Source organism: Pseudoalteromonas sp. SIMBA_162, assembly GCF_046535955.1.
GTDB lineage: Bacteria > Pseudomonadota > Gammaproteobacteria > Enterobacterales > Alteromonadaceae > Pseudoalteromonas > Pseudoalteromonas marina.
This window is the reverse complement of record NZ_JAWJBQ010000014.1, coordinates 55,397-79,584: the sequence shown is the minus strand read 5'-3', so window position 1 is coordinate 79,584 and position 24,188 is coordinate 55,397. Positions and strand designations below refer to the sequence as shown.

15 protein-coding genes and 1 pseudogene are annotated in these 24,188 nt (G+C 37.7%); 10 read left to right on the top strand and 6 right to left on the bottom strand.

Features of this window, described 5'->3' with window-relative positions:
• The first annotated feature begins 132 nt into the window (after positions 1-132).
• The 4 genes from R0J88_RS11675 (at position 133) to R0J88_RS11660 (ending at position 5,699) form a co-directional block, all read left to right on the top strand.
• A complete protein-coding gene (locus tag R0J88_RS11675; RefSeq protein ID WP_410899987.1) occupies positions 133-1,545 on the top strand; it encodes an FGGY-family carbohydrate kinase in 1,413 nt (470 codons plus the stop codon).
• Between the two features lie 664 nt (positions 1,546-2,209).
• Entirely contained in the window at positions 2,210-3,214 is a 1,005-nt protein-coding gene (locus R0J88_RS11670) for a tyrosine-type recombinase/integrase (RefSeq protein WP_410899986.1), read from the top strand.
• A 78-nt stretch (positions 3,215-3,292) separates the two neighbouring features.
• On the top strand, positions 3,293-4,636 hold the full coding sequence (locus R0J88_RS11665; RefSeq protein WP_410899985.1) for an ATP-binding protein: 1,344 nt from the start codon (positions 3,293-3,295) through the stop codon (positions 4,634-4,636).
• Positions 4,637-4,820: 184 nt separating this feature from the next.
• The gene (locus tag R0J88_RS11660) at positions 4,821-5,699 is read left to right on the top strand and encodes a DNA replication terminus site-binding protein (protein WP_410899984.1); all 879 of its coding nucleotides are present in this window, start codon (positions 4,821-4,823) and stop codon (positions 5,697-5,699) included.
• A gap of 313 nt (positions 5,700-6,012) precedes the next feature.
• Here R0J88_RS11660 and R0J88_RS11655 read toward each other — a convergent pair whose 3' ends face one another.
• The 4 genes and pseudogenes from R0J88_RS11655 to R0J88_RS11640 all read right to left on the bottom strand — a co-directional run bounded on the left by R0J88_RS11655 (position 6,013) and on the right by R0J88_RS11640 (position 11,594).
• Positions 6,013-7,425, bottom strand: a complete 1,413-nt coding sequence (locus tag R0J88_RS11655) for a BNR-4 repeat-containing protein (protein WP_410899983.1) — start codon at positions 7,423-7,425, stop codon at positions 6,013-6,015.
• Positions 7,426-7,602: 177 nt separating this feature from the next.
• Complete coding sequence (locus R0J88_RS11650) at positions 7,603-8,778, bottom strand: BNR repeat-containing protein (RefSeq protein WP_410900019.1); 1,176 nt, start codon at positions 8,776-8,778, stop codon at positions 7,603-7,605.
• Between the two features lie 322 nt (positions 8,779-9,100).
• Positions 9,101-10,513 (bottom strand): annotated as a pseudogene (locus R0J88_RS11645) (sugar porter family MFS transporter); the annotation flags it as partial.
• A gap of 49 nt (positions 10,514-10,562) precedes the next feature.
• Entirely contained in the window at positions 10,563-11,594 is a 1,032-nt protein-coding gene (locus R0J88_RS11640; RefSeq protein ID WP_410899982.1) for a LacI family DNA-binding transcriptional regulator, read from the bottom strand.
• A 298-nt stretch (positions 11,595-11,892) separates the two neighbouring features.
• Here R0J88_RS11640 and xylB point away from each other — a divergent pair, with 298 nt between their 5' ends.
• Positions 11,893-13,350 carry a xylulokinase gene (gene xylB / locus R0J88_RS11635; protein ID WP_410899981.1) on the top strand — a complete coding sequence of 486 codons (1,458 nt, stop codon included), beginning with the start codon at positions 11,893-11,895 and terminating at the stop codon, positions 13,348-13,350.
• Positions 13,351-13,380: 30 nt separating this feature from the next.
• On the top strand, positions 13,381-14,700 hold the full coding sequence (xylA, locus tag R0J88_RS11630; protein WP_410899980.1) for a xylose isomerase: 1,320 nt from the start codon (positions 13,381-13,383) through the stop codon (positions 14,698-14,700).
• Between the two features lie 96 nt (positions 14,701-14,796).
• On the opposite strand, the gene R0J88_RS11625 is transcribed toward xylA, so the two are convergent.
• Complete coding sequence (locus tag R0J88_RS11625) at positions 14,797-16,266, bottom strand: sulfatase-like hydrolase/transferase (protein ID WP_410899979.1); 1,470 nt, start codon at positions 16,264-16,266, stop codon at positions 14,797-14,799.
• Between the two features lie 385 nt (positions 16,267-16,651).
• Between R0J88_RS11625 and R0J88_RS11620 the strand changes: the two genes are divergently transcribed.
• From R0J88_RS11620 to R0J88_RS11605, 4 genes are all read left to right on the top strand, one after another.
• A complete protein-coding gene (locus R0J88_RS11620) occupies positions 16,652-17,569 on the top strand; it encodes a DUF4861 family protein (RefSeq protein WP_410899978.1) in 918 nt (305 codons plus the stop codon).
• Between the two features lie 10 nt (positions 17,570-17,579).
• Positions 17,580-17,894: an L-rhamnose mutarotase gene (gene rhaM / locus R0J88_RS11615; protein ID WP_410899977.1), complete on the top strand. Its 315-nt coding sequence runs from the start codon at positions 17,580-17,582 to the stop codon at positions 17,892-17,894.
• A 100-nt stretch (positions 17,895-17,994) separates the two neighbouring features.
• Positions 17,995-19,449, top strand: a complete 1,455-nt coding sequence (locus R0J88_RS11610; RefSeq protein WP_410899976.1) for a tetratricopeptide repeat protein — start codon at positions 17,995-17,997, stop codon at positions 19,447-19,449.
• 169 nt (positions 19,450-19,618) lie between these two features.
• Positions 19,619-20,125 carry a YgjV family protein gene (locus tag R0J88_RS11605; RefSeq protein ID WP_410899975.1) on the top strand — a complete coding sequence of 169 codons (507 nt, stop codon included), beginning with the start codon at positions 19,619-19,621 and terminating at the stop codon, positions 20,123-20,125.
• A gap of 642 nt (positions 20,126-20,767) precedes the next feature.
• Here R0J88_RS11605 and R0J88_RS11600 read toward each other — a convergent pair.
• Positions 20,768-23,875, bottom strand: a complete 3,108-nt coding sequence (locus R0J88_RS11600; protein WP_410899974.1) for a TonB-dependent receptor — start codon at positions 23,873-23,875, stop codon at positions 20,768-20,770.
• Positions 23,876-24,188 lie beyond the last annotated feature (313 nt).

Below are 24,188 nucleotides of genomic sequence, written 5' to 3'. Positions count from 1 at the left end.
TTATTTAAAATAAACGCTTCCACCGCTTCCTTTCGCTCAAACTCGGTCCAAACTAATCATTTGCAATCATATTCTTTGTGTGTAAACTAAGGCGAATATATTTCTATGTAAATTAATAATAAGTAATAAAAAATGATTGAAATGACACGGTATTCTTTGGTTATAGATATAGGTAAAACACATGTAAAACTGCATGTGTTAGATGATAAATATAATTCTGTATTTTCCAAACAAATGAAAAATACAGTAGTGAAGGAAGGCCATTTCCCTAGTATTAATACAAGCGAGATTTGGGGTTGGCTTATAGCAGGTATTAAAGAGATCACACCAAAATACAGAATCAATGCGATTAATATAACAACGCATGGGGCTACGGCTGCGTTGATTGATCGCAACTCGATAGGTACCGATGGTCTTGTGCTCCCTATTCTGGATTATGAATACGCAGATGTTTTTGAGCAAAGCCCTGAATATGAAAGTATCCGGCCTTCGTTCAATGATACTTTTTCACCGTCATTACCAGCTGGATTGAATTTAGGTCGTCAATTATATTGGCTTAAAACAAAATTCCCTAATGAGTTTGCAAAGGTTACGGATATACTTATGTATCCTCAATATTGGGTGTGGCGTTTTACTGGACAAAGAGTAAATGAAATAACATCCTTGGGTTGCCATACAGATTTATGGTCAATTCAGAGCAATACGTATTCCTCTTTGGTAGATCATTTAGAGTGTGAAAAATTACTTCCTGATATTAAACCCGCTTGGTTTAATTGTGGCAAAGTATCATCTTCACTTATAGCTGAGCTTGGACTTGACCCTCAATGCCACTTTTTTAACGGCATTCATGATAGTAATGCGAGTTTTTTAAGATACAAACTGACCCAAAATAAAGCACCTTTCACCGTAATATCGACTGGAACTTGGACTATTTTGATGTCATCTCAGGTCCCACTCAGTAACCTCGATGCTGATAAAGATATGCTCGCTAATATTGATGCTATGCAGCAGCCGATTGCTTGTGCTCGCTTCATGGGCGGCAGAGAATTTGAAGCTATTTGTGAGCGAGCAGGCTCTTGGCTTGGCGAGCAATTTAATGTTGACGACATTCAAAATGTGATTGATCAACAAGTGTTTGCATTGCCTGACTTCAGTAATGGAAGTGGCCCATTTGGAGGTGCTATGTGTGGTTTTACTACCAATACAGATAAAGTAAGCGGTATTGCATTAGCAACGATTTACAGTGCTTTAATGATAGATTACCAGTTGGATATGTTGGGCGCCAAAGGCGACATTTTTATCGAAGGCGCTTTTTTGAAAAACCCTTTATTATGCGCTGTTTTAAATCAGTTAAGAGACAATAATAATGTGATTTTATCAAAGGACTCTACAGGGACAGTACAAGGTGCTGGTTATTTATCTGATTGGGGTAATGTTCAATGTGAAATTGAATGTGAACCCTCGTCAACTACTGAGCTTAGTAACCTTTCAGGGTATAAGAAACAGTGGCGAGAATATGCTGAATCTAGATCTACTGTATTATAGGGATCAGCTTTTAATCTACTGAGGCCCATTTTTTATTATTTTTAGGTGTAATCTATACGGATAAATGCACTTAATGGTTTTAAATGTGCCTCAACCTCAAAATGTAAGCAACTATTGAGATAGGTTAGTAAAAATCTGCTTTGTAATCTAGATGCATGTACTCTACTTTTATAGGTTGAGTTTAATATGCTTTATTGTTTTTAAAATGTTTTTTGACGCAGATAGTAAGGCTACTCCCAGTAGCTTAAAAAGTTAGTAAATATTGGAATATAACAATATTAAGTTTAACCTTAATTAATAAGGTTTTTGAGCACACTAACTGCTTTCATGTAATCCCCCCTGCAACTCCAATTAAGTTAGTTAAAATTTGCAATGGCAAAGTTGCTTTTTCTTTTTATACTTTATTTATTCCACGATTGAGTTATTCAGTTACTTTGAGAGAGACATCTATAGCTTTTTATTTATTAAAATAATATAGATCTGTGCCCTGCTTTGTTTATTTAAAGGCATTTACTTAATTAAAATGCATCATGAATTGTGTGCAAATAAATATTCCAACGCTAATTTAACATAATAACATAATTAGTGTAAATGGACGTTTACACAAGTAATGTTTAAGTGTATAAATATGTAGAGTGATATGTTGAAGGAAATTGGGTGCATTATGAAAAGTAGGTTAAAAAAAATTATGGACCATGATGTAAAGCAATTACCAGCAACAAAACACAGTTTAATTCATACTGTACGTGTTGATAATAAATGTCCGATATTTAACTATATACATTCATTGAATGCTGATACCTCAAAACAAACAGCGATACGTTGCTTACAAGCAATAGCAAAACACAATAACTATTCATCTTTTTACGAAATTAATTGGCGTGAAATAACATCTGTAGATATAAATAGTTTAATTCATACACTAAAAGATAAAGGTCTTTCACCAAAATCCATTTCACTTTACGTATCTATAGCCAAAAGCGTATGCGAACACGCATATTTACTTGGCCAAATATCTCGCCTACAGCTAGATGGGGTTTTAAAAGTTAAAGGCTCTACCGGTTCACGTATAAAAAAGCATAAAGTAATTGACCGAAATGAATTTCAAGCTTTACTTTTACGCATTGAAACTAGCAACCCATTTAATAAAGTAAAACTGATAAGAGATAAAGCCATCTTTCACTTATTGATAGGTACTGGGCTCAGAAGAAATGAACTGGCAAATATCCAGATCTCCTCCTTAGATATAGAAATAAGCAAGCGACATACTATTTTTATTAGCTCTCAATACATTAAGATAGTTGGTAAAGGTAACAAAGAAAGGTATGTAGCGCTTCATCCTGTGACTAAAGCTGCTTTAGAGGACTGGATAAATATAAGAAGCATACTGAGCGGCCCGATTTTCATAAAAGTATCCAAGAACGGGAGTTTTTCTATAAGAGAAAATAACTTTTTAACAGGAAATGCAATTTATGAGCTATGCAGAAAGTACAACACAGTTGCCCCTCATTCCTTAAGGCGATCTTACGCGACCTGGCTTGATGATAAAGGAGTCAAAATTAGTCGTATCAGTAAGCTTTTAGGCCATGCGAAAGAAGTTACAACGGCTTTGTATATTGTTAATGATGAAGAGAAAGCTTACGAGGATGTTTTAAATAGCTTGTTTTAATATTGATATATACTTATTATTGCTACCGTAATAAAACTTACTGTAATATTAATTACAATGTATTTAAGGGGCTAGTGTATGCAAAAGTTTTATAATAGAGAAGTCCAGGTTAATAAGTTAAGAACGATCTCTGATGATATAGAACAATCTAAAGGTCGGTTAAGTGTCGTTGTTGGTCGTAGGCGTGTTGGAAAAACACGCTTACTTAATGAGGCTTTTCAAGGTATTGCGCAGAAACACCTTTATTTATTTGTAAGTCGAAAATCTGAGAGTGCGTTAGTCAGCGAATTTTCAACTATATTGCAAAATGAATTGAATACAAAGTTCTTTAAGCCCGAGTCTTTGAAAGATATATACGAATATTTGCTCGATTACTCCACACATACACCCATTACTGTCGTTATTGATGAATTTCAGGATATTGAACGAGTAAATAATAGCCTATTTTCAGATTTACAAAATCTATGGGACGAATACAAAAATAAATCGATGATGCATTTGGTTTGTTGCGGGTCTATGTACAATTTAATGACAAGAATCTTTAAGGACGAAAAGCAGCCATTACTTAACCGTGATGATTACTTTTTTAAAGTTAATCCTTTGGCGCCGAATTATATAAAAGCAATTATGAAGGATAATGATAAATATACGCCAAACAATATGCTTATTTGGTGGTGTTTATCTGGCGGTATACCTAAATACCTTGAGTGGCTAACTAGTGCAGGTAGTTCACCTTTTGACACACTAATTTCAAATGGTTCACCCTTAATAAAAGAGGGGATGCATCGACTTGTGGAAGATTTTGGCTCTGAGCACCGTGCATATTTTGATATTTTAGGTGCTATAGCCAGTGGCTACAATAGTCGGCCCCGAATAGAGAGTTATTTAGATGCGAGTGTCGGCGTACACTTAGATAAGTTAGAAAAAGATTTTGATATCATTACTAAGCTCAGACCGATTACTGCAAAAGAAAACTCTAGAGACATTCGTTATAAGATTGCAGATGAATTTTTAAGCTTTTGGTTTCGTTTTATATATAGTAACCGAAGTGCGGTTGAAATAGAGAACTACGACTTCATAAGACGCATAGTATATAGGGACTTTGATACGTATTCGGGTACGCAGCTAGAGGAATTATTTAAAGCTATTATTATAGAATCAAAGCAATTTAACAATATTGGTAGTTATTGGAATAGTAAAGGTGAAGATGAAATCGATATTGTTGCTATTAACGATTTAGATAAAGAAGTTTTAATCGCTGAAGTTAAGCGCCAATACAAAAAGTATAGTGAGCCTAAACTAATACTTAAATCTAGGAGTTTACTTCAGAACTTAAACAAAAAGGGCTATAGAGTTTCATATAGAGGGTTTTCACTAGACAATTTAGATGATATTCAGAATGAGTTTAAAAAGGGAGCATGATCTTGCCCCTAACAATTAAATACCTGACTAATTTTAGCAAAGGTAACTAAAACAATTACTATACCATCATACTAAAATCTACTTTTAGACTTCTTTCTTTAAACGGTTACTATTTAAATTATCGGGTATACACCAGAGCAAAAGTCTGACATATTGTCATTACTTAGTATGATGGTATAGTTTTATGTCTTTATATATGGAAATAGATTGTGCGTATAATCAGCTAGTACAATTTACAGATTTACTAAACCAATCTTTATTGGAAACAGAGGTAATTCATGCGCAGTGCTATAAGTTACCCGCTGTAGCGGGTGATATGTCAGACTCAAGTGGGTGGGAATTCATCGAGCCAGAGTCTTTTACCGGCTTCACAGCTCTTAGTATGGCTACGGGTGCATTCTCTAGATTCACGCCAGATTACCAATACTCTGCGAAATACCCATTTCGTTTACCAGGAATTATTCAATTAAACCCAGTGCATCGAGAGCGTATTTCAGAGCTAGTCTATCAATGCAATCACCTAAAATTAAAAATTAAAAGTTTAATTAACTCAAGCGCACTAAATCAAACAAAAAAACGTGAATTAATACAGAGCGTATGCCCAAACGCAATTACTTTACAGATTTATCGCTTAATTAAAAACACAACCTCACCAGTAAGGCGCGTTGGATTTACCTGGTGTAATAAGAACAGTATGCGTAGAATAAAAAAAAGTGAGTTTTTAGACTACCTACAAAGGAGTAAAAACAATCCTCCGGCAGGGCAAACTAAATCAGAATGGGCGCCTTGGGTAGATAAAGAAGTTGATTTAATTAAAAATAAAACTAGCGACTTCGTTAAAGTGAAGCGACCTCTCCCCATCGTACCTAAGCTAAACATTTCATTTACTGATGATACGAAAACTATTATGTTTTATGGCCATCTACCAGCTATCATCTTTACCGCTGAGCCTATAAAAATAACTCCACTGAGAAGTTACATCGATAAGAAGAATAAAAAGCAGTTTCAAAATTATCTTATTAAACGACTGTACGTTGTTAGTGAATTTATTGACCAATCTTAGCTATTTGCTCTAGCGTCGTTGTATATTTTAAGAGCGGGTGAATTACTATATCAGCGTCTCCCAACTCACTTTAAATTTATGCCTCTTTAAAGTTACCCTCTGACGAGCAATAAGTAAGATCTCTCGTACTTCTATCAACTAAGCTACTTTAAATTAGTTCTACTGGGGATAGACATAAAACTTTTACAAGGGAAGCAGAAAGCATAACTCTAAACTTAGACTAAATCTTCGTAAAAGTATCAAGTTAGCTTTTGCGTAATCCCATGAGTTAGGTTGTATCATTTGTTATTTTTAGTGTAGATGACTATTAACTTTAATGATCTACTTCAGACTTTAAACGCTGAATAGGGCCATTATCACCTAGTAAGTAAACTTTTCTATTGGCTTTACCTTTTTGCTTTTCAGCCACCACCATCCTTGCATCTGGATGCCCATCATTGATGATTGAAGTAATCGCCCAATTAGAATTTGTGCGTCTAATTAATTCATCACCTTTGTTGAAAGTAGTGCCTCCGTCCTTGCTATCCCAATAAGAAATTACACCATCACTACCCTCTTTTGATTCAAGAATAAAACTTACTTCTTTTGGGGCTTTAATAATAAAATCCCCTCGTGTATCTTGATTACTAGTAACAGCACTTGAATCAACCGCACTATTTGAGATCCATTGTGAGCCACTCCAACGAGTGTGCGTCGTTTGCTTGGGCCCGCCTGTTTTCATGCCTATATCTTTGCCGATATTAGTAGCTAAATGCGGATAGCCGCTAGAGTCAAGGTGAACTGTCCCATTAAAAGTCCATTTCTCACCAGTATTTAAGGCTAATGTTTTTTGATCTGCAATTTCTCGCGTGATTGGTAGGGGTAATTGCTCACCTTTAACATTTTTCCATACATCATTTTTGGTATCGAATGTCATGTAGTACGCATTATGTCTTTGTGTTGTGTGCCCTCGACCATTAATACCTGCTTTACCATCCCAACAAACATGATAGTCATAGCCTATTATAATTTCACCCTCTGCGCCTTTATCAACCCACGCATACCAACTATCAACAGCTTGAATATCATCTCGTCTTTTATGCTTCAAAAATGAAACGGGTGCTTCAAATGTGCGACCATGATCTGTAGATTTTTGATATACCCAATCGCTACGATGCGCGCCATGCCTATAAAATAGATAAATATCACCATTATCCATTTTTACCGCTTGATTATAAGTACCAAATACAGGAATTGTATCAAGCTCTTCCCAGCTACTGATATCATAAGGTTCTTTAGTAACAGCATGAATATTTCTGCCATAATGAGTATTACCTAAAGGGTTTTTACCGTGTTTAGGCATCCCTCCATGACCACCAAAAAATACATGAATATAGCCTAAATCATCCATCAAAATAGTTGGTTTACCGTGATTGTCTATTTTACTTCTTGATGGATCTTTACCCATGTCACTTATGCCAGCTTTATATGGCCCTTTCCACTCCTTGGTTTCATGATTATAAGAAGCGACATAGGGGTCTTCTAAAGGCCCTTGGTACGAAACATACGTTACCCCGTCATGGTAAATACCTGCAGGGTGTTGAACGATGGCCAAAGGATTACCGATTGCATCATTGGCAAAGTAATCTACATACTCATCATTACTCGATTTATAATGGCTACATCCAGTGAGAAGAAGTGCTACACATGTAGAAATAACACTGAGTGGTTTTATTATTTTTTTCATTGTTGTCACCTGTGGTCTACCGATTATGAGTCAAAATCATTTAATAAACTTCCATTTGATAAATATTGATTTAATGTGACTGAAAATGCAAGCTAATAAGGTGAGTAGAGCCAAAATAGGTCAGCCATCATATAAGCTTATGATGGCTGAAGCGAAAAACTATAAGTATAGAATTAGTCAGTTGCTATCGTTAATTCCACTCAGAGTTAATACACTCGGTTGGGATATATAACTATGAGCGCTATCTCTATTACCAGGTTGTGTAAGCCAAGATAAGTAAAACTTTCTACCAAAAGCTGATGAGTCTCCTTTTCCCTCAAAAACATGATTTTCTAATTTAATCAAACCATTACCTTGCGATAGATGGGGGTTAGCAGCTTCAGTCGCAGCATTAATAGCAGGAGGATAAATATCTGCTTCTTCAACTTTAATCGTTTTTAGGCTATCACTATCTAGTATAAAACGCATGACATCATCATTTTGTCGAACTAATACTGCTAGTTTATTATTTCCCAGTAGCTCTGGTGAGTAAGGTTTGACCTGAAACCGACCTAATGATCCATGCCCATCAAAGTCCCATCGAAACCCTTTCCAATCACTAATTTGTACTACTTCCCAATCCTTGCCTTCTTTTCGTGCAACGTATATTTGAGTATCGCCATTTGCATCATATTTATGATATGAGATGATAGGCTGCTTATTGTGATCAAACCCGACCTTTACATTCCCATTAATCATTCCACCAAAGGGTGGAACAGGGTCAACGACTTCAGCACTTCTCGCAGTAATAGGTAACGAAATATCTTCATCGTTTGAATTCTGCCAATTAATCAGGTCTTCGCTTTTTGCATACGACAAACTGTGATTAGTCGCCGCATTTGGTGTATTGCGCCAGACCCAAATTAAATGGAACATTCCATCAGGGCCTAGTGTAGGTCCTTCGAAATAACCACTCATTTTACCTTCGCCATCTAAGAAAGTATTGGCGTGTAATCTGCTCCATGACTTAGATTGAGTATTATAAACGTTGTAAATTTCGCTACCATTGCCACTACTACCATCGCGATACTTTACGATAAGTTGATCCTGTTTGTTGCGAAGAAAAACAGGGTAAGTCATTCTTTTTTCGAGTGACTTTTCAGCCATAACAGAAACACGCTTCAAGGAACGTACATTCAAAGGCTCTGACATACGAAAATACTCAAGTGGATCTGCATGCATGTTACCCATGACATGTAAGTAACCTTCAGAATCTAGCTCCATAGTGACATAGTTATGGCTATCCCATCCTAACCAGCTGTCTACTTTGTAGTATCTCCACTTACCACCTAGCTGTCGGTGTGCCACCGTCATTTGGCGATTTGCATCATAATAAGCTACAAATTGTTGCTCGCCTCGAGTTAATAAATAAGGCTTAATTCTATGCCCAGACCATACATTATCGATTGCTATGCTCGTGATCTCCGGCTCTTTGGCATACACTATTGAACTGAAAAACATCGGTAAAAATACCAAGCAATAAATTATTTTCTTCATATATTTCATATTGATTAAAAACATAGTATTCACTTTTAAATTTATAATTCGCTCTTAAAGTGAGTTACATATGCTAATTTAAACGCGCTACATAATGCTTAAAAATTACAAAGAAACTCACTGTATATTAAATACAAATTTAACCCTGCATATCCTCTAGTTCTTTACCTTTTGTTTCATGCAAAAACATAAAGACAAATACCACCGAAACGAGCGCACAAATTGCATAAAAGCCATATGCCCCAGCGAGACCAACACCAGTTAGCATAATAGGGAATGACCAGGTGATTAAAAAGTTAGCTATCCACTGTACAAAACCTGATACCGCTAAGCCTGATCCTCGAATTTGATTAGGGAACATCTCGCCAAGCATTACCCACATCACAGGCCCCCAAGACAAGTTAAAGAAAAACACATAAGCATTTGCTGCAACTAATGCGACGATACCTTGACCACCTAATTCTAAATTACCTGAAGCACCGGTTTGAGCTTTAACAAAGGCATAAACCATCGTGAACAATGTCACAGTCATACCCACAGAGCCCACTAATAAAAATGGTTTTCTCCCAATTTTGTCAATAAAGTACATTGTAATAAATACAGCGATAATACTTACTAACCCACTGATAATATTAATTAGCAATGCATCAGATTCATTAAAGCCCGCAGCTTGCCAAAGCACGGCACCGTAATAAAAGACGACGTTTATACCAACTAATTGTTGAAATGTAGCCAGGCCGATACCGACCCAAACGATAGGACGCAATTTATTTTTAGACTTATCTATTAAGTCTGATAGTTTTGGTTGGTGCTTATCTGTAGCTAATGATGCTTCTATTTCATCTCTTTTGATTAGAGCCGTTTCTTGGCCATATAAATTTGTTAGAACACGAACTGCTAGCTCTTTTCTGCCAACCATCATTAAATAACGAGGGCTTTCTGGAATAAACAACAAAGCTATAAGAAATAAACTTGCAGGAAGTAACTCTACCCAAAACATCCAACGCCACGTTTCATAACCAAGCCAAAATAATTTAGTTGATCCTCCGGCAGTATCCGCTAAAAAGTAGTTACTGACAAAAGCACAAAACAAACCAAAAATGATAGCAACTTGCTGTAATGTGGAGAGTGTCCCTCTATATCTGGCTGGAGCAATCTCGCTTATATAGGCAGGAGTCATAACAGAAGCAGCACCAACGGCTAGGCCACCTAATACCCTATAGATGACAAACTCTATAGAAACATCTGCAATACCAGAGCCCCAAGCACTGATGATGAAGAGTACAGCTGCAAAAAGTAAAATGCGACGACGGCCAAATTTATCTGCCAACCGTCCTGCAGTAAACGCACCGATAGCACAACCTATGAGCATACTCGATACGTTAAAACCTGTGCCTACGCTGCTGGAACCAAATGCTGTTTGTAGGCCATCGACGGTGCCATTTATTACACCACTATCAAAGCCAAACAAAAACCCGCCAATCGTTGCAGCAAAGCAAACCATGACAATTAAAAGTACATTCTCTTTATTGTTCATAAGTATCCATATTGTGTGTTGTTGTTCTTCTTATAGAAATTTTGAATAAAAGCTGGTTGAAACTTTATTTGATATAGCTCGACTCTCTCTCTATCAATTCAAAATCTAAAATATGTCTTAATTCCAAACTTTTTAAATTGCTCATATTGTCATATTGGCCAGAAGCGAGTAACGAAACTGACAATTCGGCCATTTCATTTATCGGCTGTTTAACGGTTGAAATATGCGGCCATACGACTCGAGTAAGTTGAGTATCATCAAAGCCAACTACTGAGAGATCGTCTGGAATTTTAATACCTTGTTGTTGTGCAATTGATATGACAGCTGCAGCCATATCGTCATTTGCTGCGAATATCGCTGTAGGCTTGTCATCTAATGCAAGTAACTTAACTGCAGCTTCCATTCCCGATTGATAAGTAAAGCTTCCTTGCTCTATGAATTCTGGAGGGGTAGTAATTTTATTAGAACGCAACGCATCTAAGTATCCCTGGTAGCGTAAACGACTTACACCCTGTTTATTATTACCAATAATATGAGCAATTTTTTTATGACCCTGATTTATAAGCCTCTCTGTAACATCAAATGCAGCCTGGTAATCGTCCATACAAATATAGGGAGAGCTATTTAATTTAGTATCTGGCGTTATTCTTACAAATGGTACTTGTGCTTTCGTAAGAACTTCTAGCACATCTTCGTTGTCACACATCGGTGGTAATAAAATCATTCCATCAACCTGCGTAACGTCTATTAGTTGATTAACTGATTCTATTGTTTTATTAATATCTAAGTGAGCTTCATCTACTACCAGGTGATAACCCAAAGTACGACATTTTTTTAGTGCAGCTAAGAGAAACTGACTGATATACGAATCACTAGGGTTATCGTATAACAAGCCAATAAAAAAGGATTTATTGCTTGCTAACCGTCTCGCAGACACATTGGGGCGGTAATTTAACTTCTCAACAACCGCCATTACTTTTTCACGTGTTTTATTGCTTACTTTTTTGTCTTGGTTGAGTACTCGTGAAACTGTCATCATGGACACACCAGCCTGTTCAGCTACATCTTGAATTCTTGTTCTTTTAGGTTCAGCCATGTTTTTAATTACCTATTAATAATCACTTTATTGATATATCGCGCTTCGATACCTTTAACTATACATGGTTAAAAACCGCTTTTTCTGTGTTGCTTTTTAGACATTTTGTTATTAATTTTATACAATCAAAAATGTTAGCGGTAACAATAAAGCATAAAAAAAATTACAGCGCAACAACACTCACCTATAAAAATATTACAAAAACAACTTAATAAAGATTATTTAACACAACGGTTGACTTAATATTGCACAATCACTAATGTTAGCGCTAACAAAATAAAATATAAGTTTCTGGTTTATGTATCTTGGTATAGATTTAGGCACTTCAGGTGTAAAAGTAATTATTTTAGACGAGCAAGACCACTTGCTTGCTCAAGCAAGTCGATCTTTAAGCGTTTCACGCCCTGCACCACTTTTTTCTGAGCAAAACCCTACAGATTGGTGGCTTGCTACATGTAGTGCAATCGAGGAGCTTAAAAATACTCACTCTGCATTACTAAAGTCAGTAAAGGCAGTAGGCCTTTCTGGGCAAATGCATGGCGCTACGCTGCTTGATAAAAACAATAATATTATTCGCCCCGCCATTTTATGGAACGACGGGCGCAGCGCAGCGCAATGTGTGAAGCTTGAGAAACGCGAACCTAATTCTCGTAATATTACCGGCAACATAGCAATGCCGGGTTTTACTGCCCCTAAATTGGTATGGCTAAAAGAGTTTGAACCAGAAAACTTTGCAAAAGTAGCCAAAGTATTATTACCAAAAGACTACCTACGCTTTTTAATGACCGGTGATTTTGCATCAGATATGTCTGACTCAGCAGGCACACTGTGGCTAGACGTTGAAAAAAGATCCTGGTCTCAAAAAATGCTTAGTGCTTGCGACTTAACAGCGCAACACATGCCTACCCTATATGAAGGCACACAGATTACAGGCAAATTAACAGCCCAAGTTGCTACTAAATGGGGAATGGAGCAAGTACCCGTTGTTGCAGGCGGTGGCGATAATGCCGCAGGCGCTGCCGGTGTTGGCGTAGTAAAACCTAAACAAGCATTTTTATCGTTAGGAACGTCGGGCGTTTACTTTGTTGCCAACGAAAAATACCTCCCTAACCCTGAAGGTGCTGTACATACTTTTTGTCATTGTATTGAAAACACATGGCACCAAATGTCAGTGGTATTAAGCGCAGCAAGCTGTTTAACCTGGGTTACTCAATTAACCGGTTTTGAAAACGAAGGCGCACTTCTTGAACAAGTGAGTAAATGCGACTTTAGCAAACCAAGTTCAGTGATATTTTTACCCTATTTAACTGGCGAACGTACACCGCATAATAACCCCGATGCCAAAGGCGTGTTTTTTGGTTTAGACAGTGATACCGATGCAGCTGCCCTTGGCCGTGCAGTACTGGAGGGCGTTGCTTTTGCCTTTGCCGATGGACAACAAGTACTGCTTGATGCTGGTGCGCAAATTGATGATGTAACCGTCATTGGTGGTGGCGCTAAAAGCCCACTGTGGGGAAAAATCATCGCAAGCGTACTTAACCGCCCCCTAATTTACCGAGAAGGCTCAGAAGTTGGTCCCGCATTTGGCGCAGCAAGACTTGCCCGAATAGCAGTAACACAACTCTCTGCACAACAAGTGTGTGTTAACGGCAAAGTAACGCAAACCATTGAGCCAGACCAAATCATGCAAGACTTTTACGCACAGCAATACACCGCATACAAAGCACTTTACCAGAGTCTAAAAAAACACTTTTAATACACGATTATAAAATTAATGGAGCACATCATGAATGAGCAATTTTTTAAAAACGTAGAAAAAATTAAATTTGAGGGTGAAAACTCTAAAAACCCATTTGCATTTCGTTACTACGACGAAAATAAAGTCGTTCTTGGTAAAACAATGAAAGAGCACCTTCGTTTTGCAGCGTGTTATTGGCATAATTTTTGTTCTACAGGGTTTGATATTTTTGGTGAAGGTACGTTTGACCGTCCTTGGATCCAACCTGTCGGCAACCAATTAGAACTTGCGGAACAAAAAGTAAAAGTAGCCTTTGAATTTTTCGAAAAGCTAGGCGTTCCTTACTTTTGTTTTCATGATGTTGATATTGCCCCTGAGGGTAAAACACTTCAAGAAAGTCACGATAACGTAACGCACATAGCAAACATTATCGAAAAAGAAATGCAGCGCACAGGTGTAAAATTACTGTGGGGTACTGCTAACTTATTCTCAAACAAACGTTTTTGTGCAGGGGGTGCAACAAACCCTAATCCTAATACGTATGCATATGCAGCAGCGCAAGTTAAACATGCAATGGAAATTACACATCGTTTAGGCGGTGAAAACTACGTACTTTGGGGCGGCCGTGAAGGTTACGATACACTACTAAATACAGACCTTGCACAAGAAAGCGAACAGTACGCACGCTTTTTAAAAATGGTGGTAGAGCATAAGAAAAAAATTGGCTTTAAAGGCACATTATTAATTGAGCCAAAACCACAAGAGCCAACTAAACATCAGTACGATTACGATACAGCAACAGTGGCAGGCTTTTTACATAAGCATGGCTTACAAAACGAAATTAAAGTAAACATTGAAGCGAACCACGCAACACTTGCAGGTCATAGCTTTCATCACGAAATTGCCGTTGCTTGCGCAGAAGGCATTATGGGTAGTATTGATGCTAACCGTGGCGATATGCAAAACGGATGGGATACAGACCAATTCCCTAACGATGTAGCCGAATGCACACTTGTCGTTTATGAAATCTTAAAGAACGGTGGTTTTACAACAGGTGGCTTTAACTTTGATACTAAGCTTCGTCGTCAATCATGTGAGCGTGATGACTTATTCATTGGTCACATTGGCGGTATGGATACAATGGCTAAAGCATTACTCAATGCAGCAGCAATGATTGAAGGTGGCGAGCTGTCTGACTTTGTTGAAAAACGTTACGCTGGCTGGAAAGAAGAGCTAGGTCAAAGCATTCTAAATGGTGAGCAATCACTTGAGAGCCTTTCAGCCTTAGTACATGGACAAAATATAAACCCAGAGCAGGTATCAGGACGCCAAGAACTGCTTGAGAATATTGTTAACCGCTACGTTTAAATGTAGATCAACTCCCCCTCAGCTAAAAAGAGAGGGGTCTCAATATTAAAACTAATATGAATAAGCCATTAGCAAGTTACTACCCTCTAATGGCTTTTATTTCCGCTCTTTCATTAGCGCTTTTTTTGTTAGCTCTGAAAAATATGGGTTGCCGGTATAATCAGAAACAACTGACCACTCAGCATTTTCTTTGGGCAAAAAGGCAATTAAACGCTCTTTGATTGCTTGGTATTCATCTAAAGCAGCGACATTGTTCCACTCATTTTCATCATTATTATGGTCGTATAACTCTTCACTTCCGTCTTCATAGCGGATATAGCGATACCGGTCTGTCCTAATTGCATGATTATTTGGACCATAAGTCGTTACTGCCGCATGTTCCCAAAGCGCATCGGGTTTCCTTAGCAATGGTGATAAGTCTTGCCCTTCATTCAGAGGGTTATCAGGCAAGCCACATATTTTGATCAATGTAGGATACAAATCCAATAGACTAACAGGGCGATTACTCACTTGTTTAGTCGAAGACTTTGGCGGTTTAATTATCAACGGTGTTCGAGTGGCTCTTTCCCACAAAGCCATTTTTGCAAACTTACTTTTCTCACCTAACTGATAACCATGATCCCCCCACAACACCACTGCAGTATTTTCTGCGTACTGACTATTTTCAAGAGCGTCCAGAACAGTACCAACACACGAGTCTACAAACGAAATACTGGCTAAATAAGCTTGTACCATGTTTTTCCATTCATCATTTTCTATCGCCCACTTTGTAGTGGGCATCATAGGTAATTCGGTTATAGCTTTTGCAATCTCAGGGACATCGTTTAGGTCATCTTTAAAATAAGGTGGTAACTCAATTCCTTCAATAGGGTGCATATCAAACCACTTTTGTGGCACATGCCAAGGAACATGTGGACGAAGAAATCCGCCAACCATAAAGAAAGGTTTATCGTAATCTTCTCCTAACTGTTCTGCTAGCCATTGTGCAGACTCAAAATCAGGCATTTGCTCATCACTATCAGGAAACGCCCCCCAATCGGTATTTGTTCTGGGATCATGCCATTTCATTCTTTCAGGAGGGTAAGGACCAAACCCTTTTGCTCGGCCACCATATTTATCAAAGCTGGCATCAGCTACTCGCTTATGAAAAACCTTGCCCACTGCCGCTGTATAATAACCATGTTGACTAAAATACTCGCTTAAAAAAATTGACTGACTTGCTTTATCATTTGCAGACTTAATATCATTGTCCTCAACATGCCCATAAATCCCCGTAGTCGATGGCGCTAAGCCTGTCATAATACTAGCTCGCGATGGGCCACACAGTGGTGCTGGTGCATGTGCATTGGTAAACACAGTGCCCATATTGGCCAAACGATCTATATTAGGGGTTTTAGTACTAGCATGGCCTCCTAGGGGGCCAATCCAGTCATTTAAATCATCAACAATGAGCATTAACACATTTGGGTATTCTTTTTTTAATTGTGTTAACCAGTTTAACTCGCATCCAGTTAACGAGGCTGCAGCTAAACCGGCGCTACCAATAAGAAACTGACGCCTGTTCATATTTAATGCTCCTTAAATTTTTAAATCTAGCTAAGTTTGATTTAGGAAGTTGGCAATACATTTAATTGCAATAACAGTCATTATAATGCAATATCAATCACAAGTAGGCAATGTATTACTTTTGACGGGGGTAACTTAAATGGTTTTTAATTTGAAAAAGAATAAACAATCAAATTTGCGATTAAATAAAAGAAAACGTTATGCGATTGTTATATTAATAGCTATTACAGCAGTTAATATTATTTATTCAATACCAGATAAGAGTACATTACCCCCTACCTCGAGCACCAATAATTCGTAATATAACCAGTTATTTAAGAAATATTTTAACTTGTAATGTAATAACTTTAATGGTTCGTAAAACACACAATTTATAGGAATCACCATGAATAAAAAATTTAAAGCTAGGAAGTCACCTCTCTTTTTATTAGCCGCAAGCTGTTTAATTTTATCAGGATGCGCTAACGAAATATCATCAACTAGCCAAAGTGATAATTCATATAAAAATGAAGTAAAAGCTTATGCTGTGTTTGTTCCAAAAAGACAAGATGATTTTGCTTGGGAAAATGACAAAGTTGCATTCCGCGTATATGGTCCCGCAGCACCTATGAAAGGTCACTCTAGTGGTGTTGATGCATGGTTAAAAAAAGTAGATTACCCAATTATCGACAAGTGGTACAAAGAAACGTTTAACAAAACGGGTTCATACCATACTGACACAGGTGAAGGTTACGACCCATACCATGTAGGCATTAGCCGTGGTGTTGGCGGTTCAGCTATTTGGGTGGATGGAAAAGACTACACAGCACATAATTATAACAGCTATAAAATAATTACTAATGGTCCTGATAAAGTCGTCTTTACACTCGAATATGAATTTAAAACACCGTTAGGGCTGGTTAATGAGTCAAAAACAATATCGTTGCCACTAGGTTCAAATCTATACAAAGTAAATTCTGAGTTTAAACTTGATGGTAAACCCGCTTCTTTACCCATTGCGATAGGTATTACAACACATGATGGAAAGGCCAAGGTGTCGCACAATAAAAAGACCGGCAGAATTTCAGCATGGGAAACGTTTGATTCAATGGCACTTGGAACGGGCGTGGTGATTGCTTCAAGCAAGGTAACAGACATTAAACATATTGCTAAAGAAGCAAAAGATGAAAGCCATATTTGGCTTTTCACCAATTCTGACAAGAATGGGGAAATTGAATATTACGCTGGATTTGCATGGGAAGCTGCAGGTGAAATAACCACCCAAACCCAGTGGCATAACTACCTCGATAACTTTAATAAATAAGGACATTAGCATGGAAAAATTTGCTTTTACAATGACCTTATTACCCGGACATGAAGCAGAGTATAAGAAGCGACATGACGAAATATGGCCTGAGCTTGTAACCGAACTAAAAAATGCGGGCGTTTTTGATTACTCCATTTTTCATGACCCTTCAACAAACATTTTATTCGCTGTATTGAAACGAGAAAGCAGCCACAAAATGGATGACTTACCGCTTACACCAGTTGTTAAAAAATGGTGGGCATTTATGGCTGATATTATGGAGACCAATAGTGATAACTCTCCTGTTGTTAATCCTATCGATAAGGTCTTTCACTTAGATTAGTTCTATGCAATTACAAACCTTATGCATGATTCATAAGGTTTGACTTGATACATCAGCTGTTTTCAACAGCCTTGCTGCATCCATCAATATGGAAAATTTAATGAAATCAATAACAAAGTGGTTTTCACTTGCTACATTAATAGGTTTCTGTAACGTACAAGCGGCTGATATTCTCAAAGCTGACCGCTATTTCACCGAGCAGCAGTATGAGTTGGCAAGGAGCGAATACGCGAAAGCAGCTCAGCTTGGTAACCCTCATGCGTATTATCAATTAGCCAGAATACACGCGCAGGGCTTAGGAGTAGAGCAGGATATTATTAATGCACTTATTAACTATTCATTAGCAGCCGAATACGATTATTTTGACGCGCAAAAGGTAATAAACGATACTTTAACTAAACTTTCCGCTGAGGCACAAGAAAGCTTTGCCAAAATAATGAACGACTACAAAGCCATTCAAGGGAAGCAAGCAATTGACGCAAAATACTTTCCAATAATTAATCAAAATACACTATCTAAAAAAATTACGTTTAATGGCGAACCAAGCCTAAAACATATTTTTCATAGTGATGACTTTCTTACAGAATCAGTAGCTAGTTTAAACAATTTAGCAATTGAAGAAGGCGGTAACGAAAACGCCGTGTATATGTCCTCCCCTAAGGCTCCATATTTAATTTTAGATATTGATATTAGCCCTGATGGTTCAGTTCGTAACTATTCGATCGTGCAAAGTATTGGAAAAAACACATCGGAGTTTATTAAACAATTTTTACTGTTCCCACAGAAAAAACCTTTTGTAAATAATCACTATACAGATTTTGTGCACCGCGTGTTTATAGGAGCTGCCGGTTATTCTAAATCTATATTAGTTGATAAAAACGAGCCTATGTATTCTCAAATATTGCGTACTTTTAAACGTATAAAGCAAGGGAGAACCTTGAATGAGCGCTATCAATACACAATGGCGATACTTAATTTCCCTTGGTTAACTAATGATCCAAAGGGCGCTGAGCAACAACTGCTAACCTTAGCTCAAAAAGGCCATCCCGGCGCGATGTTCGAATTGGGCATGTTGCTCTACAGAGAGCAACGCGATATTCAAGATGCCATTTATTGGATTTCGCAATCTGCAAAATATGGGCTTATTCGCGCAGAATACCGCTTAGGGATGATTTTAATTTCTAGCCCTTGGGTTCAACACGATGAAAAAAAGGCCTTGTTTTGGTTTGAGTCTGCAATGGAAAAAGGCGACATTAATGCGGCAATGAGAGCGATTAATATTACACTCACAGCAAAGGACAGGTCTTTAATCAATGTTGAGTCTGCTGTCAAAAATTTAAACAATATTGAGCAACACCATGCTGACAACCCTGAGTATTACTACTTATTAGCGTTGTCTTATCGTGATAGAAAAAAAAGAGATTTCAGTAAGTTTGTTAGTAATATGCGAACAGCAATTAGCCGTGGCAACTCTGTAAATTGGGATACCAGCGAATGGCAAACACTATTAGATAAATCAACGATTGGCACTGTGTACATAACTGATGGAAAGTAACCTATATGCAGCCCTCTTAAGTAATACTTTTTATTTTTAAATCACGGCGATTCAATTAATGCTTTGTTATCCATCGTAAAACGCTAATTTATATATTCTGCGGTGGTTGTTGAAGCCAGCCTTACTTTATGCATATTTAATGCAGGTAACCATATTAAAAGGAGAGTATGTGTTTGATAGTTACTTTGCACAAGGTTTAGGATTTGTAAGTTATATATTAGCCATTTTGTGCTTTATTCAAAAAGATGATCGCCACCTAAAATCAATGATGATTTTAATGAACTTAAACCATGCATTACACTTTTACTTATTAAATGCCGTCACCTCCTCTTTGTGTTGCTTATTCGCAGCCGGGAGAACGGCTGCTTCAATTAAAACCAAAGAAAAATGGATAGCTGGCTTATTCATTATACTCACAGTATTAATTGGTTACTTAACAGTAGCTCAATGGACAGATTATATTGCCGTCTTAGGCTCATGCTTAGGCACATTCGCCTTATTTTGTCTTACCGGAATTAAAATGCGCTGGGGAATATTAGTAGGCTCGTGTTTGTGGCTAATAAATAACATTCTTATTGGATCACTTGGTGGCATACTACTAGAAACAACTGTTATCATTATTAACTTAACAACAATTTATAAACTACACAAACATACTAATAGTACCTCAATTTAAAAAGAATTTAGTCCAAATAGTCGTCATGGTTTGAAGCTCTATACAAACTTTCTTTATCCACTTAAAATCAGACATTAAAATATCAAATAAACTCAAAAAACAAAGCTTAAAGACATCATAGTGTTATTTGGCGAAGTTATTAATTATTAAACGAAGGTAACATACAAACAGCCTTTGCAGAGTACTTAAATACGCGCCGATAACAAGCAAAATGCCTTGTAATGCTTTATCAAAAAAGTACAACTCCGAGCCCCCTTTTTTGATATCACTTTTAACCCTCACTCTTTTGCGATCGTGCAACATCATTTGAAGGTTACCCCAAGCGCACCTACTTTGAAGGACATTTGAGAATTAGCATCTGCCGCGGGGTATGCAAGTTGAAAACAAGTACAAGGAAAGGTATCTGACATTGCTGACGCTATTTCTAACTTTAAAAATGTTGCGTAATCGCCCGATATCAATAAACAAACCATTCGCTTAGAGCAGCAGCTCAATAATATTCACGCCATAAATAAACATTTAATTACTGGCTAATGTGAAACAATGTTTAACCTATATTATCAATTGCTTGTACTTCGTTATTTGTAACTAAAAAAGCCTAACAAAAAATTGTTAGGCTTTGACAAGTAACTACATTTTTACTTAAAAGTTATAACTAAAACTAACCTCATAAATTCGACCAGTGTAATCAACTCGAGATACTGCTTTTTCATTGTTACCCCAGTATTCATAACGTTGCTCGTCGGTTAAGTTATAACCACGTAAATACGCTCTGAAATTTTTGTTGAATTTATATGAAGTCACTAAGTCTAAACGGCCTGTTGCTTTTTGTGTACGAGGCTGAACACCAAGGAAAGAATTTTGACCTTTTAATGTTGAGTCATCTTTCCAGTTGTATGCAACCCTTACGCTAAAGCCATCATTTTCATAGTAACCAATGGCGTTAAACGACTCTGGAGCAACAGAGTATAATGTACTATCTTCTGTACCATCCTGGTCAATGTACGTGTAGTTGAATACACCACCAAAGCCATTCCAAGGGTACGGTAAAAAGTCTAGCTTTTGCTGAATAGCTAATTCAATACCTGTTAACTCAATGGTTTCGTTATCATTAAACTTCTCGTTAATTCTTACAGAACGGAAGTTTTCTGTGCCATCGTCACCTATGAATGGTTCAACTTGCGTACAAACAAAACCACCTGTAGCTGCGTTATCTTCACGAGCTACATCGCTACCTAATGCCTCGATAACTAACGGGTCGCCTTCAGGGCAGCTTTCTCTGTCCTCAAAAAATCCGGTCAGTTCTTTGTAAAACACACCGACTGATATCGCACTACCATCACGGTTATACCATTCTAACGACATGTCGTAGTTATCAGCGTCGTAAGGCTTAACAAAGCTGGCTGGCTTATCAATTGTGACACTTGTATTGCCACCTCTAACTTCTGTAGTTGGCGTCATCACACGAAGGTTAGGACGGACAAACCCCTTACTATATGCTGTACGTAAAACAAGGTCTTCGCGTAAGTCAAACGCAAAGTTAACCGATGGTAACCAGTGGTCGTAGTCGTCATTTATTTTAGTGTTTACTAAAACATCGCCAGCACTGCGGTCACGTCTAATACCATTAAAATCATTATCAGTACGAACATAACGCATACCCACATTACCAGTCCACATTACATCGCCAAGCTCACCATTTAAATCGGCCATAGCATAAGCTGCAGCTATTGTTTGCTCAACGTCAAAGTTTGTTGCATACCTTTGTGGGTGTGGGCCATTAAAACGTTCATATAAGCCCGAATCACCAGCTTTAATACCACCTTCAAGTTCTGCTATTCCATCAGTCAAATTTGCAATGTGAGATAAGTTATCAAACGTTCTCCAGCCGGTATTAGCACCAAATGTGCCTGGGAAATTGCCGTTGAAAAATTCACTTTGTCCATCAGACAAAAGTGAATCACTAATCGCAGAGTTTCCTACTGCGCTAGCATTTACGCCAGCCGCGCCAATTTGTTGGTCATAGTTTTCAAGTATTTCACGGCTGTATCTTGCGCCAAATTTTAATGCGCCAACTTTGAGGGTATCTCCTAACCCAAAATCTACATAACGCTTAGCATCAAACTCACCGCTAGTCATTTTACGAATGGGGTTATCTATCCTACCGGTAATGTAATGACTTAGTCGTCTGTTGCCATTTAATGGATCAGCTGTTGTTAAAGATAACGCATTCAAAGCTGTAGGGCTTTGCCAATTTACGTCATAGTTGTAATTGTCCCAGCCTGTTGCATTAATAAATGCACGATCTAAGTTACCTTCGCCTGAATCTAATTGGATGTCGATTCCTGTTGGAACAGTGGTAACATTTACACCATTAACTTTAGTTTTAGCTTTGTGATGACCTGTATGTCTAAAATCTAAACCAATATTTTGAAAGTTATTCTCTGACTCGGAATGAGTAAGCATTGCATTGAAAGTCCAGTCATCTACGATGTAATCACCATATAAAAATAAACCTTTAGCTTCTTCAAAAAACGTAGTTTCACGATTTGTAAACAGATACTCGCCATCAGTAATCGCTGTTTTGCTTACAGCATAAACTGGAGTCCCATCTTCAAGCGTGTCGTAAATAAATGGAGCCGTATTAATATCGGGCTCAATCATGTAAAACCGGTCACTGTTTTGAGGTTTGTTTTGGTTATAGCCTGCGCTAAATTGCGCATCTTGTTTTGTACCGCTGTCTAAGTCACGCTTTGTATATAATAAATGAGCACCCACAGTCATGTCGCTAGTAGGGCGCCATTCAATATTACCTGTAAATGAAAACCGATCACCTTCGCTGTACTCAGATACATTTCTTAATGAAGAAGGGCTTCGTAGTGCAGCGTCTTCAGGAATACCGTATTTAGCACGATAGGCGTCCACAGTTTGTGAATTTACACGTAATTTATCATCAAGCCCAGCATCGGCAGCACCTATAAGTGGTGCATAATTTGTAAAGTTTGCAGTATCACGGCGAAAAGTTTGACCTGAGCCTGCGGCTTTAAATGCAATAGCAAGCTCATTTTCAATAAGGTGTTTGCTCATTGAAAACTTAACAGATTCATCCCACTTTTGGGTTAACTCTTCGTAACGCCCACCGACACTAACATTATATTTACCATCAGGTTTTGCAAGCGCTCGTTGAAGTTGCTTATCTACAACACCGGCTATACCACCTGCTTGCATATCTGCAGTGGCGGCTTTAACAACAGTTACACCATCAAATACACTGGCTTCAAATGCTGAAAATGGGTTGCTTGAACCGACATCACTAAAACTACGGCTAGGGGTCGCAAAGCTTTGACCTGCGGCAGTCGTTTTAACAAAACCACCACCTAAGCCACGTAAACTAATTTCAGACTGACGGCCTTCGCCTGAGCGTTCAATTTGAACACCTGGTACAGCCTGAAGCGCTTCACCTAAATCTAACGCAGGTAAAGCATTTATGTCAGATGCAGAAATAGCATCAACAATAGAGGACGCATCTCGCTTGGTGTTTAGTGCATTTTCCAATGCCCCACGGATACCTTGTACTTCAATCACTTCAAAGTCAGCTTTAGCTTTTTCAACTTTAGCGTCTTGGTTTTCGTTTATAGCTTGCTTAACTTCTTGAGCCAAAATTGAAGGAGCAAATAAAGTTAAAGCTATACCTAACGAGCCACCAATTAATTTCGTCGAGGCGAGTTTTTTATTTTCTTTATTAAACATTGTTATCCCCATTTACATTGTGTGTGTCTGCTATTTTTACAAATTAGCTTGTTGCGTGTATGTCAAATTAACAGCCGAGACTTGCTAATTAACAATACGGTAACACAATAAATAACACTTTCAAATCAAAAATAATCAAATTCAATCTTTTTAAGGTTAAACCCATTTAAATCAATATATTAATAGATACCCACTAATTAATAACTTATACATAAAGCCACATAATTAAAATTTATGGCGAATATAAAAGCAATTGATTTAAATAAGACAACACAAATGAGCGGGATTGATTGATTATGATCAATCATGGTTA

Bases quoted from the DNA above. Each gene is read 5' to 3' on its own strand.
- R0J88_RS11650 (WP_410900019.1), bottom strand. From the start codon at position 8,778: ATGACGGTGGCACACCGACAGCTAGGTGGTAAGTGGAGATACTACAAA.
- xylA (WP_410899980.1), top strand. From the start codon at position 13,381: ATGAATGAGCAATTTTTTAAAAACGTAGAAAAAATTAAATTTGAGGGT.
- R0J88_RS11610 (WP_410899976.1), top strand. From the start codon at position 17,995: ATGAAATCAATAACAAAGTGGTTTTCACTTGCTACATTAATAGGTTTC.
- R0J88_RS11640 (WP_410899982.1), bottom strand. From the start codon at position 11,594: ATGGCTGAACCTAAAAGAACAAGAATTCAAGATGTAGCTGAACAGGCT.
- R0J88_RS11620 (WP_410899978.1), top strand. From the start codon at position 16,652: ATGAATAAAAAATTTAAAGCTAGGAAGTCACCTCTCTTTTTATTAGCC.
- rhaM (WP_410899977.1), top strand. From the start codon at position 17,580: ATGGAAAAATTTGCTTTTACAATGACCTTATTACCCGGACATGAAGCA.
- R0J88_RS11660 (WP_410899984.1), top strand. From the start codon at position 4,821: ATGTCTTTATATATGGAAATAGATTGTGCGTATAATCAGCTAGTACAA.
- R0J88_RS11670 (WP_410899986.1), top strand. From the start codon at position 2,210: ATGAAAAGTAGGTTAAAAAAAATTATGGACCATGATGTAAAGCAATTA.
- R0J88_RS11600 (WP_410899974.1), bottom strand. From the start codon at position 23,875: ATGTTTAATAAAGAAAATAAAAAACTCGCCTCGACGAAATTAATTGGT.
- R0J88_RS11665 (WP_410899985.1), top strand. From the start codon at position 3,293: ATGCAAAAGTTTTATAATAGAGAAGTCCAGGTTAATAAGTTAAGAACG.
- xylB (WP_410899981.1), top strand. From the start codon at position 11,893: ATGTATCTTGGTATAGATTTAGGCACTTCAGGTGTAAAAGTAATTATT.
- R0J88_RS11675 (WP_410899987.1), top strand. From the start codon at position 133: ATGATTGAAATGACACGGTATTCTTTGGTTATAGATATAGGTAAAACA.
- R0J88_RS11655 (WP_410899983.1), bottom strand. From the start codon at position 7,425: ATGAAAAAAATAATAAAACCACTCAGTGTTATTTCTACATGTGTAGCA.
- R0J88_RS11625 (WP_410899979.1), bottom strand. From the start codon at position 16,266: ATGAACAGGCGTCAGTTTCTTATTGGTAGCGCCGGTTTAGCTGCAGCC.